The following is a 12,412-nucleotide window of genomic DNA, read 5'->3' as shown; positions in this document are numbered from 1 at the left end:
CCGTTACATCATGTCGACCGTCATGAAACAGTAGACAACGGAACAACGAGCGCCTCGCCGGCAAAGGGAACCCCCATGACAGTTGCACGACCAGACAGAGACTCTGACCTCGGCGAGGTTGCGCGCGGCGGCCGGGGCGGCCCAACCGTATTACGGATAATGGTGGGTTCGCAGCTGCGCCGCCTGCGCGAAGCCAAAGGCATCACCGGCGAACAGGCCGCGTACGTCATCCGCGCCAGCCACTCCAAGATCAGCCGCATGGAGCTGGGACGCAGCCCGTTCAAACAACGCGACGTGGCCGACCTGCTCACCTTGTACGGCATCACCGACGCCGGGGAACGCGAGAAGATGCTGGAGCTGGCCCGCCAGGCCAGCACACCAGGGTGGTGGCATCAATACAGCGACCTGCTGCCCAGCTGGTTCGAGGCGTACATCGGCCTGGAGGAGGCCGCCAGAACGATCCGCAGCTACGAAGTGCAGTTCGTGCACGGCCTTCTTCAATGCGAAGACTACGCCCGAGCGATCGTCGGGCTGTGGCACGGCCACAGAGACCCCGACGACCTCGACCGGCGGGTGGCGATGCGGATGCGCCGGCAGCAACTGCTGACCAGAAAAGACGCGCCCACGTTGTGGGCCATCGCCGACGAGGCCGTGCTCACCCGGCCGTGGGGCGGCCGAGACGTCCAACGCGCCCAGGTGAAACATCTGCTCCGCATGTGCGAACTGCCCAACGTCACGTTGCAGATCGTCCCCTTCGCCATCGGCGGGCACGCCGCGGCCGGCGGCCCCTTCACCATCTTGCGCTTCGACGCCCCGGACCTGCCCGACGTGGTCTACCTGGAGCAGCTCACCAGCGCCTTTTACCTGGACAAACGCTCCGACCTCGACGACTACACCGTCGTGATGAACACGCTGAGCATTCAAGCCGAACCGCCTGAGGCGACTCCCGCGATCCTCAACGGCATCCTCAAACAGCTCTGACCGGACACCCGTCACCTCAACCCCGCAGGATCACGGCAACGAGTCCCGGGCAGAGGTGTGCCAGCTCGTCACCCTCCGAGCCACAAACCCGAACACCACGAACACCGCGAGTCCGAGCAGCGACGCCAGGCCGACCGCTGCGAACAGCTGCTCGGACTGCAGCCGGGACCGGTACAGGTCGATGAGCGTCCCGATGCCGGGCCGGCCCTGCCGGAAGAAGAAATCCCCGACCACGGCGCCGATCACCGACAAGCCGGCCGAGATGCGCAGCCCCGTGAGGATATGAGGCAGCGCCGCGGGCAGCTGCAGTTTCCACAGCCGAGACCACCGCCCCGACTGCTGCAGGGTGAACAGGTCGTGGAACGACTCATCCACCGACCGCAGCCCGAACAGCGTGTTCGCCACGATGGGAAACAACGAGATCAGCACACACACGATGACCCGGGTGAAGAACCCGAACCCGAACCAGAACCCGAACAGGGGCACCAGCGCAAGAATGGGAATGGTCTGCAAGACCACGAAGTACGGGTTCAGCGACCGCTCCAGCCAGCTCGCCTGAGCCATGGCGACGCCGCACACGATGCCGGTCACCGCTGCGATCGTGAGCCCCGACAGCGCGACCTGAGCGGACAGCAGCAAGCCGTCCAGCAGTTCGGCCCGGTTGCCTGAGTCGAAGAACCCCACACGCACCACGGCGTCCGGCGGAGGAAGCAGGAACCGCCGCTCCGGCGCCAACGCCAGATACGACATGGCATACCACGCCGCGACCACAAGAGCAAAGACGATCAGCGGCGGCACCCACCGCGGCCACCTGGCGCCGGCCCGCCCGGTTCTCACGCTGCCGCTCCCTTCAGACAGGCCGACACCTGGGCCGCGAGATGCGTGAACTCTCCGCTGAAACGCAGCCCGGGCGGGCGCGGGTACGGGAACGGCACGTCGAACACACCGAGAACACGTCCAGGCCGGTCCGACAGTACGATGATCCGCGTCGCGAGGAAGACCGCCTCGGACACCGAGTGAGTGACGAACAGCGCAGCGAAACGGCGCACGGCGAACAACCGCAGCAGCTCGTCGTTGAGCCGCTCCCGCGTGATCTCGTCCAGCGCCCCGAACGGCTCATCGAGCAGGAGAAGATCCGGTCGCAGGGTGAGCGCCCGAGCCAGCGACACCCGCATCCGCATCCCGCCCGACAGGGTACGCGGCCGCGCGTGCGCGAAGTCCGCCAGACCCACCAGGCTTATCGCCTCGTCCGCGCGCCGCCGCCGCTCCTGCCTGGACAGCCCACGCAACTCACCGAACAGCTCGACATTGGAGCGCACGCTCCGCCACGGCAGCAGCGTGGGATCTTGGAAGACGTAGCCCACAGACGCCGCCGCCCGGTGCACCGAACCCTCCGTGGCCTCGGTCAGCCCGGCAGCCAGGCGCAGCAGCGTGCTCTTGCCGCATCCGGAGGGGCCGACCACCGTGACGAACTGCCCAGGAGCGACGTCCACGTCGACGGCGCACAACGCCTGGGTGCCGTCGTCGTAGCGTTTGCCCGCGCCGGCGAACGACAGCGTCGAGCCGGCCGCCGCGACCTCGGCCGGTTCAGCCGCCGCCATAACCGATCTTGGGGTCGACGAACTCGTTGGTGACCATGACGGCGGGCTGCAGGCCGTCCCTCACCGGCTTCTTCTGCGCGGCGAAGATCGGCTTGGTGATGTCGATCAGGCGCTGGACACGGGCGGTGTCGAAGTTGCCGACGGTGGAATCGGGCCCGTTGCTGCTGAGCTTGAGCGCCTTCATCTGACGGACCGAGAACTCGGAGCTCTCCCTGGTGTACTGCGTGGCGACCTTGTAGGCCTGGTTGAGACGCAAGGTGAGATCGATCGCCGGGCCCGGCTGAGCCAGCACGTCCACCTGCGCCTGCTGGAGGATGGGAACGAGTTTGCGCAGGCAGGGCGCGAGCTTGTCCTTGTCGGCCGGGCGGATCACCAGCGGAGGGCCGTAATTCGGATAGCCGGCGTCGTACACGAGCTGGTACTTCACCGGCTTGCCCCACTGTTTGACGTCCTTTTCGTAGATGTACGGCTCGGCGTTGGCGTACCCGGCCACGGCCGCCTTGCCGCCGGCGGCGACGAAATGCGACGGGGATCCGTCGTAGGAGCCGTCCACCTGACTGCGTTTGAGCAGCCCCGCCCCCACCAGATATTCCATGTAGGTGTTGCCGCCGAAGTAGAGCACCTTGGTGTCCGTCCGGCCGATGTCCTTGATCGTGGTGAAGCCCGGATAGGTGGCGGGGTCCCACAGGATGATCTGGGGATGGATCTCCACCAGTGCCATCACGGCGAGGGTCGGCTGGGTGGCCGACACCTGGATGCCCTCGTCGAGGCCGCCCAGCACGCCGAGGTGGATGCTGGTGTCGGCATACATCTGCGCGGACGGCTGGGTGAAGCCGATCGCCGGGCCGCCTGCGCGCAACTCCAGTTCGACGCCGGTGTCCCGGCCGCGGACGACCAGCGGGGCGGTCACGCGCTTGGCGTCGGCGTCGATGACGGGGTCGGCGCCCAGCAGGTGATACATGCCGCCTTCCACGGTGATGTGCGGCGTCCACTGGGTCTGCACCACGATGGTGGCCGGGCAGACGCCACGCAAATCCGTGGGATCGGCCGGGTTCGCCGCCGCGGCGGGCTGCGACCCCTGCTGTGCGCTGGTGCATGCGCCGACCGAAAGAAGCAATCCGACGATGGCCGCTGCTGTGCTCGTCAGGTTTCCCGCATGCCGTGACCGGCGCATGCGCATGATGTCATCCCCTTCATGGTGTGACGATTGCGTAATAGCAGGACAGCCGTGCCGGCCGCTTCCACGTTGCATCCTGCCGCGTTGACAAACGCCACATCTCGGGCCTGCGTATTTTTCGGGAAAATATCATGCTTTGTTGTGCGCATGGCAGCCTCCATCGACGCGCTCGGATGCAAGCATTTGTTCGACGCACCTGCTGGGCAGGAAACGGCCCGCACGAGCGAAGTTCTCCCCATCGGGCGATTTGTCCGGCCATGGGATGCTTTCGCGATGGCACATGCGCACCAATCCGTAACATCACACCCAACCGTCATGATCACACCGTGGGCTCACGCCGGCACGTGACCCTATGCTGAGTGCAGCCCCGACGCAACGCCCAAGCCAGGAGATATATCCCCATGACAGACAACTCCACCGCAGCCGGCCAGCGGCCGCCGACAATCGACACCACCGTGTCCCACTCGGCGCGAATCTGGAACTACTGGCTCGGCGGCAAGGACAACTACGAAGTAGACCGCGAAGTCGGCGACCAAATAAGCGCCATCAATCCCGACATCGTTTTAACAGCCCGGGAAGACCGCGCATTTCTCCGCAGATCCGTACGACACCTGGTAGCAGAGGCAGGCATCCGGCAATTCCTCGACATCGGCACCGGCCTGCCCACGGCAGGCAACACCCACGAGATCGCCCAAGAACTCGCCCCCGAGAGCAGAGTCGTCTACGTGGACAACGACCCGGTCGTCCTCGCCCACGCCAAAGTCCTCCTCCGCGGCACACCCCAGGGAAGAACCGACTACATCGAGGCCGACCTCCACGACCCCGAAACCATCTTGACGGAGGCCGCCCGGACACTGGACTTCACCCAACCGATCGCGATCATGCTGCTGGGCATCGTCCACTTCATCCAGTCCGACGACGAGGCATCCGCGATCATCCGCCGACTCATCCAAGCCGTACCCTCCGGCAGCCACCTGGCGCTCGTGCACATCACCGCAGTCATCAAACCCGAAGTCAAGCAGGAAGAAGTGCGGCACTGGAACGAGCACGGCAAACCCAAGATCAAAATTCGCACCCCCGAACAGATCGAACATTTCTTCAACGGCCTGGAGATCATCCCACCCGGCATCGTGTCCACCACACGATGGCGGCCCGACATCCACGACGCTCCCCAGGTGGACGGATTCTGCGGAGTCGGCCGAAAGCCGTAGTAAGCCGTAAGCCGACCAAACGCCTCCCCGGCACGCACAGAAACCCCGGATCCGGCGGCGTCGCCCAGCCGCACCGGGGAGCATCCACCACACCCCACTCAGCTCGCGGCCGCGCAACCCACCCGCAAGCCCCCGCGGCTGCGGTGCTCGCACGAGCACGAACGAGACCACACCCTCCAGCAGCCGGCAGTCCGGCCGCATCCGCAGAAACCCCACGACAGCGCAGCACCGCTGCCGACAACCGCCAGGCCGGCCCACCACGGCACTACAGCGACCGCCGAACCGGGCAGCCCCGCCGCAAGGCGTCAGCCCGATATCCGGGCCGCAGACACGACAGCGGCGGCGGCCACCGCGGAGCCCTTCCTCGCAAGCGTTGCGGGGCCGCCGCCCTCACCGTGGTGTACGCCGTACACCGGGGGACACCTCATCCAGGCGCACGTCCTGGCCACGCGGGGGAGGCCCAACCCGCCCATGCGCAGAACCTCTCAGGCGGACAGGGCTCAGTCACCGCTCAGGGATGAGGGAGAGGCCCTTGCCGCCGACAGGGCAGACCGGCCAATCGTCGGTGACGTTCAGTCGCCGACTCCCGGCGCTGAAGAGCGGGACCCCCCGGACCAGCAACCCCGGTCCTGGGCAGGCAGATGAGCGCGTCCGGCGCTAGTGCTATACCGAACAGAATCCACCTTCTGTCCGGTATAGCACTAAATGCCGGTATTGAACCTTCTCACAGGCGGTTCACGAACCGCGCCGCCGCGCGCTGGCTCATGCCGGTCTCACCGCGGACGAGGAAGACGGCTTCCTGGATCTGGCCGAGCGCCTTGAGCTCACGAGCCTGATCGACGAGGTCGATGCTGGGGTTGGGACGGTTGCGCGGACGCTGGGTCAGGCGCGCGGCGAGGATGATCAGCCAGATGATGGCGGAGGTGATGACCGCCGTGAGTGCGATGATGCTCGGGGTCGTGATCTCCAGGGCGGACATGGTGGTGCGTCTTCCCTGGAAAGACGCGTTTATGCGGGACGTGTCTCGTTGCTTGATAATGACCATTATGTCAAGTAGTCCGGGTTCGGACACGGCGGGCCGCTCCCCTGGGCGCCTGGGGCCGGTGAGCCTGGCGGGGCCGGCGGGAGAGTTTTTCCTCACACCACCGACCCGGCCGGGCCGGATCCGCCGGGCGGGGCGGGTGCCGGGATCGGTGCACTGAGCGGCGCTTTCGTCGCCTCCGGCCGCTTCCCGCGCGGCCGCCGTCATCGCCGGCGGCGGCTTGACGGCGGTTTTGACGTTGTGTTGATTCGCTGTCCTTGCCCGGGTGTGTGGACTTAGGGTGGAGCTCCTGCTATTCGCGCCGCGAGAGGAGCAGCACGTGGGGACCCAGTCGGTGCTATGCCCGGTGTGTCAGGGAGTTTTGCCTGCGTCGGGTAAGGAGGCCTACACGCCGCTGCGTGGGCGGTTGATCGTGACCAACGGGTACTGCTCCGGCGGGTGCGCCGAGCGGCGTGCTGAGGCGGCCGAGCAGACGCAGCAGATGACGCGTCCTCAGCCGGTGGTGCAGCCGGAGGCGGCGCCGGTGCCGAGGCAGGCGGCTGTGGCCGGTGGGCGTCCGGCTGGGCCGGCGCTGCGGGTGGTGCGCTGACCGCTCCCCCCTCGAAGGGGCTTTTTTTTATTGGTGGCCGTCGGCGGTGTGCCAGTAGTCGCGGGTTTCCACGGCGAGCCCGTCGGTGTCGAAGCGGGCGAAGACGCAGCCGGCCAGGGTGATGGGGCGGCCGTTGTCGAGGGCGTGGACGCGGAATTCGATGGCGGCCTGGTCGCCGTCGACGATGGGTGTGGTGAAGGTGACGCGGGGGTCGCTTTCGCCGGTGAACGACCAGGCGATGTAGTCGGCGATGGCGTCTTTGCCGTGGTGCGGGGGGCGGAACGGCATGCTGGTGTGGACGGCGTCGGCGTGGTAGAGGGCTGTGATGGCGGCGATGTCGTGGTGGGTCCAGCCGTGCTGCCAGGTGTCGGCGAAGCGCTGGGCGGCCGTTCGGGTGTCCATGGCGACCATTGTGGGGGCTGGGTGGGGGTGCTCCTCCGGCGCCGGGGTGGGGTTCAGCGGGTGTAGGGGTGGACGGCGGTGACCGCGGTGACGGGCAGTGGCCCGTACAGGTGGGGGTAGCCGTTCTCGGTGCGGACGTCGAGGCCGGTGGGGTCGATGTCGAGGATGAGCAGCGGTGCGGTCACGGCGTGGTAGTAGCGGGTGTGGACGTCGTGGAGTTGGGTGAGGTCGCGGCTGCAGTGGATGAAGCCTTCGTCGTCGAGGGTGCGGCCGAGGGTGGAGATGCGGTACTCCCCCGTGTGCTGGGCGGCGTGCCAGTCGGCGGCCAGGGCGAGGTGGTGGATGGTCATGGCGCCCATTCGCGGTCGAGGATGGCGTAGACGGCTTCGCTGACCCATTCGCCTTTGACGAATTCGTTCTCGATGAGGGTGGCTTCGCGGCGCATGCGGAGTTTTTCCAGGACGCGGGCGGAGGCGGTGTTGCGGGCGTCGAGGCGGCCGGTGATGCGGTGGAGGCGGAGGTCGGCGAAGCCGAGGCGGAGCATTTCGCGGGCGGCTTCGGGGGCGTAGCCGTGGCCGTGGTGGTCGGGGTGGAGGATGTAGCCGATCTCGCCTTGGCGGTGCTCTTTGCTGGTCCACATGAGCAGGGCCGAGCCGATGAGGTGGCCGGTGTCGCGCAGGGTGACGGCGAGGTCGAGGGCGTCGCCTTCGTCGCGGAGCGCGGTGCGGGTGATCTTCTTGTCGAGGAAGGTGCGGGAGGTGTCGCGGTCGCGGGGTTCCCAGTAGAGGTAGCGGGTGACGTCGGGGCGTGATTCGTAGGAGTTGACGGCGTCGAGGTCGTCGGGGGTGAAGGGCCGCAGGGTGAGGCGGGGGGTGGTGATCGGGTAGCGGGGTTGGAGCACGCAGGCAGTGTAGGGAGGGGTCACGGGGGGCGCAATGCGTTTTCCATGGCGAGGGTGAGCAGGGTGCGGGTTTCGTCGAGGGGGCGTTGTTCGACGACGTGTTCGAGCCAGAGTGTGGCGAGGGTGGTGTAGAGGAGGCGGGCGCGGGGGTCGGTGTGGGGCAGGTGGAGGGTGTCGGCGACGAGGCGGATGCAGCCGTCGGTCCAGCGGTGGGCGATCTGCTGCAGGACGGGGTCGCGGCCGGCGTGGACGTACAGCTCCCACAGGCCGAGCTGGCGGGTGCGGTCGGCGGTGGCGAGCTGGTCGGGCAGGGCGGTCAGGCCGTGGTCGGCGATCCAGGCGCGGGTGGTGTCCAGTTCGGTTTCGACGAGCTGGGCGAAGGCTTCGGCCAGGAGCTGGTCGCGGGAGGCGAAGTAGTAGGTGGTGGCGGCCAGGGGCAGGTGGGCGCGCTGGGCGACGGCGCGGTGGGTGACGGCGGCGAATCCGCCTTCGGTGAGCAGGGCGACGGCGGCGGCCAGGAGGGTGGCGCGGCGGCGGCGGCCGCGGGCCTGGGTGCCCGCCTGGGTGCCCGCCTGGGTGCCTGCCTGGGTGCCTGCCTGGGTGCCTGCCTGGGTGGCGGTGTGGTGGGCCGGCGGGTGGGGCTGGTGCTGGTGCGGGTTCAATGGCCACCTGCGAGGTTGAGGACGACGACGCCTCCGATGATGAGGAGGATACCGCCGATCTTGAGGGGGGTGAGGGTCTCGCCCATGAAGGCGGCGCCGATGAGGGCGATGGCGGCGGTGCCGGCGCCGGACCAGATGGCGTAGGCGGTGCCCATGTCGAGGTGGAGTTTGAGGGCTTGGGCCAGGAGGGTGAAGGAGGTGATGTAGCCGGCGGCGACGACGAGGGTCCAGCCGAGGTGGGTGAAGCCGTTGCTGAGTTTGAGCGCGGAGGTGGCCAGGACCTCTGAGGTGATGGCGAGGGCGAGCAGGAGCCAGGCCATGGGTGTCCCCCCGGGGGGTGAAAGTGGTACGAGTGTGCCAGTTTATCGTGTGGCGGGGCGGCGGTCAGGGAGGGCGGGGCTGTCCGTCGCGGGCACCGCGGGGTGGCGGTGAGTCCGGCCTCTCCCCCGCCGCCGCTGTGCCCGCCGGCCGCCGATCGGCGGGCCCGGGGCGGGCGATCCGACGTGGGCCGGCGGGGTTGGGCGCGGGGGCCTCGATGGCCGCTTTGTAGGGTTCTGGACGGAACGTTCACTGACGGGCCTGCGGGAACCGCTTGAAAAGCGAGTCGAATACGTGTTCCACTGGATCGTGTGGGTTGGGACGCGCTTCCGCTTGTCGACGCCGCCGACGAGCGACCGCTGATCGAGCGGCGTGCGGTGGTGCGCGACGGCTTCTACGAGACGCAGGCCCGCACGATGATCGAGCGGGTGCCGCAGGCCGCGGGCATCGCCCAGCGGTGGGCCGTCTCCCCCTACCGTGGTTGCGCCCATGCCTGCCGCGGTTGCGGCGCCCGTGCGGGGCATCGGCGGCTCGGCCTGGACGCCGGGCGTGATTTCGACACCCGGATCGTGGTCAAGCCGAACGCGGTGGCGCGGCTGCGGGCGGATCTGGCGCGCTGGGGCGGCGAGGAGCTGGCGGTGGGCGTCAGCGGCGACTGCTATCAGGCGGCCGAGGAGACCTACCGGCTGATGCCGGGGCTGATCGGGGCGCTGGCGGAGGCCGGGGTGCCGTTCACCGTCTACACCAAGAGCGCGCTGGTGCTGCGCGATGCCGGGCTGCTGGCGCGGGCGGGGGCGCGGGTGGCGGTGTCGATCGCGTTCGTCGACGAGCGGATCCGGCGGGCGGTCGAGCCCGGCGCGCCGTCGGCGCAGGCCCGGCTGGAGCTGGTGTCGGCGCTGGTGGAGGCGGGGGTGGACTGCCGGGTGCTGATGGCGCCGGTGCTGCCGTTGCTGAGCGACGCGGCCGATCAGCTGGCGGCGACGGTGCGGCGGATCGCGGGTGCGGGGGCGCGGGCGGTGGAGCCGGTGGTGCTGCGGCTGCCGCCGGGCACGCGGGCGTGGTATCTGGAGTGGCTGGAGCGTGCGCATCCGCAGCTGGTGGCCCGCTACGAGGAGCTGTACGACCGTTCGGGGCTGCCCTCCCCCGGTTATGAGCAGCGCATCACGGGGCAGATCGCTCAGCTGTGCCAGGTGTACGGGATGCCCTGCGGCCCGGGTGAGCCGCTGCGGCGCGAGCCGCGGGTGTCGCAGCTGGCGCTGGTCTGACGATCCCGCACCCCCGCCCGGTGTTCGCCCCCTGGGGAGCGGGCTCGCGCGCCGGCCCCGGTTCGATCACCCTGTCAACAATCGGGTGGTGAACACGTCGCCGGTCACCACCTCACCGGGAACGGGTCCTGCTGGGGTCGGCCCACATAAGCCGAACACCCACGTAGGGATGATCTTGAATGGGTGAGGGGGTGGGTTGATGAAGCTGTGATCTTCTTCGTCGCTCACGTGGTGACGGGGCTGGAGAAGTTCGATCTCGTGTGAGGCGGCGCTAGGGAATGCGTCGGTGTAGCGGGATGAGACGTCCGCGTACTGGGCGCAGCTGGCGTCGGTGAAAACATAGCGCCTCGGTAGAGCGGCAACGAGGGGCCACCGGGAGGCATAGCGTCACCGACGTGACAGCTGACAGCGGTAAGTGGAACACCCGCCATCAAGACAACATGATTGATCTGGCCGGGTTGGACGCGGCGCTGCCTGCGCAGCTCGATCTGGCCGAGCCGCGCCTGGCAGGTGCGCGCCGCCTCGTTGATGAGCAGGTTGGGCTCTGAGTTCAGTCGGCGGTGCGGGCCGGGCGGGTCGACCATACCTGCGCCGCCAGGACGGCGCCCGCGCCGAACAGCACCACGCCAAGGGGCACGTGGATGGCGACGTCGCCGCTGGCCCCGACCACGAACTGAACGCCGGTCAACAGCACCATTGACGCGCTGATGACCAGGTATCGCGCTGATCCGTGGCCCACCCGCCACACCAGGAGCGCGGCGATGACCTGGAGGACCAGCGCGACAGAGACGGCGCCGCCCGTGGCGTCGTGCCACTGGCGGCCGCCCTCGTTCGACAAGAGCTGCCCAGCGGTGATCGCCTGCATCAGCAGGGCGGCGGCCAGGAGCAGCGTTGTCGCCTTCATCATGCCGAAGAACCGGGGAGGCGGGGCGTGCCCCGCGTGAGCCGGAAAGGGCAGCTTGGCCGACGATGACATGGGATCACTCCTTGGTGGTCGTTTGGCTTGGGGGGAAGGGGACGATCTGCTCCTGGTTGCGGGCGTGTCAGCTCTCAGGGGCGTCCGTTCACCAGGTCACCCGCAGCGTGCGCAAGCCGTACACGAGGCTGAAGACCCGGAAGTCCACCTGCTCGTACGTATCGGCCAGGGCGAGGCCGGGGAAGCGCTGGAGCAGGGCCGGGAAGGCGATGCGCATCTCCATCCGGGCCAGCGGCGCCCCGAGGCAGTGGTGCACGCCGTGGCCGAAGGCGACGTGGCCGGCGGCTCCCCGGGTGATGTCGAGGGTGTCGGGATTGTCGATGAAGGCAGGGTCGCGGTTGGCGGCAGGAAGCGAAAGGATCACGAGCGAGCCTGCGGGGATGACATCCCCGGCGATCTCCACGTCTGTGGTGGTCGTGCGCGGCGGCAGCGACTGCACGACGGACAGCCAGCGCAACAGCTCCTCGATGGCGGGCTCGACCTGGGCCGGATCCTGGCGGATCATGGCGAGCTGGTCTGGGTGCCGGAGCAGGGCCAGGGTGCCCAGGGCGAGCATGTTCGAGGTGGTCTCGTGCCCGGCCAGCAGCAGCAGTCCCGCGATGCCGATCAGCTCGTCGGTGCTGAGATCGTGGCCGTGCTCGCGTACCAGCATGCCCAGCATGTCCTGGCCCGGGTCGGCCTCGGCGCGGGCCACCAGGCCGGCCATGTAGGCGCGGTCCTCCCGCTGTGCCGCGACGCGCTGCTCCATCGGCAGGGAGGTGTCCAGCAGGCGCACGGCGCGCTCGTGGAACTCGGCGCGGTCGGCCTGCGGCACGCCCAGCAGCTCGCAGATCACCAGCGACGGCACCGGCAGCGCGAAGTGCGCCACCAGGTCGGCCGGCTTACCGGCCCGCTCCAGATCGTCCAGAGCCGTCTGGACGATCGCAGTGATCCGCGGCTCCAGCCTGCGCATCCGCCGCAGTGTGAACTCGGGGGTGAGCATCCGGCGCAACCGCGTGTGCTCGGGCGGGTCGAACCCGATCAGTTGCCCGGCCTGCATCCTGGCCAGCTCGTCGGCGTTCATCTGCCCGGATCCCGGGAACGGCGTCAGGGCACTGCTGAACCGGGCGGGATCCGACAGTACCTGGCGAACGTCCTCGTGGCGGCAGACGAGGTACGCGGGCGAGCCGAACGGCGTATCGACCCGGAGCAGACCCTCGCCGTCGCGGGCCCGGGCCAGCTCCTCAACTGGGTTGAACCCGTTCCGCCGCATGTGCAGCGGCAATTCCGGCATTTGCGTCATCATCT

17 protein-coding genes are annotated in these 12,412 nt (G+C 68.6%); 5 read left to right on the top strand and 12 right to left on the bottom strand.

The window, feature by feature from the left end; all coding sequences use genetic code 11:
- Positions 1–75: 75 nt before the first annotated feature.
- Entirely contained in the window at positions 76–981 is a 906-nt protein-coding gene (locus tag ID574_RS51260) for a helix-turn-helix domain-containing protein (protein WP_188196365.1), read from the top strand.
- 30 nt (positions 982–1,011) lie between these two features.
- On the opposite strand, the gene ID574_RS51255 is transcribed toward ID574_RS51260, so the two are convergent.
- The 4 genes from ID574_RS51255 to ID574_RS51240 are packed head-to-tail and all read right to left on the bottom strand — an operon-like array spanning position 1,012 to position 3,908.
- Positions 1,012–1,818, bottom strand: a complete 807-nt coding sequence (locus tag ID574_RS51255; RefSeq protein WP_223167942.1) for an ABC transporter permease — start codon at positions 1,816–1,818, stop codon at positions 1,012–1,014.
- Positions 1,815–2,582, bottom strand: coding sequence for an ABC transporter ATP-binding protein (locus ID574_RS51250; protein ID WP_188196364.1), 768 nt, complete (start codon positions 2,580–2,582; stop codon positions 1,815–1,817). Before ID574_RS51250 ends, ID574_RS51255 begins: the two co-directional genes overlap by 4 nt.
- Entirely contained in the window at positions 2,569–3,699 is a 1,131-nt protein-coding gene (locus ID574_RS51245; RefSeq protein ID WP_188196363.1) for a hypothetical protein, read from the bottom strand. Before ID574_RS51245 ends, ID574_RS51250 begins: the two co-directional genes overlap by 14 nt.
- 26 nt (positions 3,700–3,725) lie before the next feature.
- The gene (locus ID574_RS51240) at positions 3,726–3,908 is read right to left on the bottom strand and encodes a hypothetical protein (RefSeq protein WP_188196362.1); all 183 of its coding nucleotides are present in this window, start codon (positions 3,906–3,908) and stop codon (positions 3,726–3,728) included.
- A gap of 252 nt (positions 3,909–4,160) precedes the next feature.
- On the opposite strand from ID574_RS51240, the gene ID574_RS51235 reads away from it, so the two are divergent.
- Entirely contained in the window at positions 4,161–4,970 is an 810-nt protein-coding gene (locus ID574_RS51235) for an SAM-dependent methyltransferase (protein WP_188196361.1), read from the top strand.
- 724 nt (positions 4,971–5,694) lie between these two features.
- Here the strand turns inward: ID574_RS51235 and ID574_RS51230 are convergent.
- The gene (locus ID574_RS51230) at positions 5,695–5,949 is read right to left on the bottom strand and encodes a hypothetical protein (protein WP_188196360.1); all 255 of its coding nucleotides are present in this window, start codon (positions 5,947–5,949) and stop codon (positions 5,695–5,697) included.
- Between the two features lie 424 nt (positions 5,950–6,373).
- On the opposite strand from ID574_RS51230, the gene ID574_RS51225 reads away from it, so the two are divergent.
- On the top strand, positions 6,374–6,601 hold the full coding sequence (locus tag ID574_RS51225; protein ID WP_188196359.1) for a hypothetical protein: 228 nt from the start codon (positions 6,374–6,376) through the stop codon (positions 6,599–6,601).
- Between the two features lie 27 nt (positions 6,602–6,628).
- Here the strand turns inward: ID574_RS51225 and ID574_RS51220 are convergent, their stop codons facing one another.
- Genes ID574_RS51220 through ID574_RS51200 form a run of 5 tightly spaced genes read right to left on the bottom strand, consistent with a single transcriptional unit; the run spans position 6,629 to position 8,886 of the window.
- Positions 6,629–7,003 (bottom strand): nuclear transport factor 2 family protein, encoded by a 375-nt coding sequence (locus ID574_RS51220; RefSeq protein ID WP_188196358.1) that lies wholly within the window; start codon positions 7,001–7,003, stop codon positions 6,629–6,631.
- 53 nt (positions 7,004–7,056) lie between these two features.
- Complete coding sequence (locus ID574_RS51215) at positions 7,057–7,353, bottom strand: DUF952 domain-containing protein (RefSeq protein WP_223167941.1); 297 nt, start codon at positions 7,351–7,353, stop codon at positions 7,057–7,059.
- On the bottom strand, positions 7,350–7,904 hold the full coding sequence (locus ID574_RS51210) for a GNAT family N-acetyltransferase (RefSeq protein WP_188196356.1): 555 nt from the start codon (positions 7,902–7,904) through the stop codon (positions 7,350–7,352). The genes ID574_RS51215 and ID574_RS51210 overlap by 4 nt, the downstream gene beginning before the upstream one ends.
- A gap of 20 nt (positions 7,905–7,924) precedes the next feature.
- On the bottom strand, positions 7,925–8,566 hold the full coding sequence (locus tag ID574_RS61055; protein WP_223167940.1) for a TetR/AcrR family transcriptional regulator: 642 nt from the start codon (positions 8,564–8,566) through the stop codon (positions 7,925–7,927).
- Positions 8,563–8,886, bottom strand: coding sequence for a DMT family transporter (locus tag ID574_RS51200; RefSeq protein WP_188196355.1), 324 nt, complete (start codon positions 8,884–8,886; stop codon positions 8,563–8,565). Before ID574_RS51200 ends, ID574_RS61055 begins: the two co-directional genes overlap by 4 nt.
- A gap of 309 nt (positions 8,887–9,195) precedes the next feature.
- On the opposite strand from ID574_RS51200, the gene ID574_RS51195 reads away from it, so the two are divergent.
- Complete coding sequence (locus ID574_RS51195) at positions 9,196–10,149, top strand: radical SAM protein (RefSeq protein WP_223167939.1); 954 nt, start codon at positions 9,196–9,198, stop codon at positions 10,147–10,149.
- Positions 10,150–10,544: 395 nt separating this feature from the next.
- Positions 10,545–10,697 (top strand): hypothetical protein, encoded by a 153-nt coding sequence (locus ID574_RS51190; RefSeq protein ID WP_188196354.1) that lies wholly within the window; start codon positions 10,545–10,547, stop codon positions 10,695–10,697.
- 2 nt (positions 10,698–10,699) lie between these two features.
- Here ID574_RS51190 and ID574_RS51185 read toward each other — a convergent pair whose 3' ends face one another.
- Positions 10,700–11,125 (bottom strand): hypothetical protein, encoded by a 426-nt coding sequence (locus ID574_RS51185; protein WP_188196353.1) that lies wholly within the window; start codon positions 11,123–11,125, stop codon positions 10,700–10,702.
- Between the two features lie 88 nt (positions 11,126–11,213).
- A complete protein-coding gene (locus ID574_RS51180) occupies positions 11,214–12,398 on the bottom strand; it encodes a cytochrome P450 (RefSeq protein WP_223167938.1) in 1,185 nt (394 codons plus the stop codon).
- Between the last annotated feature and the right edge of the window lie 14 nt (positions 12,399–12,412).

The organism is Nonomuraea sp. SYSU D8015, assembly GCF_008065375.1.
Taxonomy (GTDB): domain Bacteria; phylum Actinomycetota; class Actinomycetes; order Streptosporangiales; family Streptosporangiaceae; genus Nonomuraea.
Note: the sequence above shows the minus strand (reverse complement) of the source record. Positions and strands in the feature narration are given on the sequence as shown.

Excerpts from the sequence above, each read along its gene's own strand:
- ID574_RS51240 (WP_188196362.1), bottom strand. The coding sequence starts at position 3,908 with ATGCGCACAACAAAGCATGATATTTTCCCGAAAAATACGCAGGCCCGA.
- ID574_RS51200 (WP_188196355.1), bottom strand. The coding sequence starts at position 8,886 with ATGGCCTGGCTCCTGCTCGCCCTCGCCATCACCTCAGAGGTCCTGGCC.
- ID574_RS51230 (WP_188196360.1), bottom strand. The coding sequence starts at position 5,949 with ATGTCCGCCCTGGAGATCACGACCCCGAGCATCATCGCACTCACGGCG.
- ID574_RS51220 (WP_188196358.1), bottom strand. The coding sequence starts at position 7,003 with ATGGACACCCGAACGGCCGCCCAGCGCTTCGCCGACACCTGGCAGCAC.
- ID574_RS51250 (WP_188196364.1), bottom strand. The coding sequence starts at position 2,582 with ATGGCGGCGGCTGAACCGGCCGAGGTCGCGGCGGCCGGCTCGACGCTG.
- ID574_RS51180 (WP_223167938.1), bottom strand. The coding sequence starts at position 12,398 with ATGCCGGAATTGCCGCTGCACATGCGGCGGAACGGGTTCAACCCAGTT.
- ID574_RS51215 (WP_223167941.1), bottom strand. The coding sequence starts at position 7,353 with ATGACCATCCACCACCTCGCCCTGGCCGCCGACTGGCACGCCGCCCAG.
- ID574_RS51260 (WP_188196365.1), top strand. The coding sequence starts at position 76 with ATGACAGTTGCACGACCAGACAGAGACTCTGACCTCGGCGAGGTTGCG.
- ID574_RS51235 (WP_188196361.1), top strand. The coding sequence starts at position 4,161 with ATGACAGACAACTCCACCGCAGCCGGCCAGCGGCCGCCGACAATCGAC.
- ID574_RS51185 (WP_188196353.1), bottom strand. The coding sequence starts at position 11,125 with ATGTCATCGTCGGCCAAGCTGCCCTTTCCGGCTCACGCGGGGCACGCC.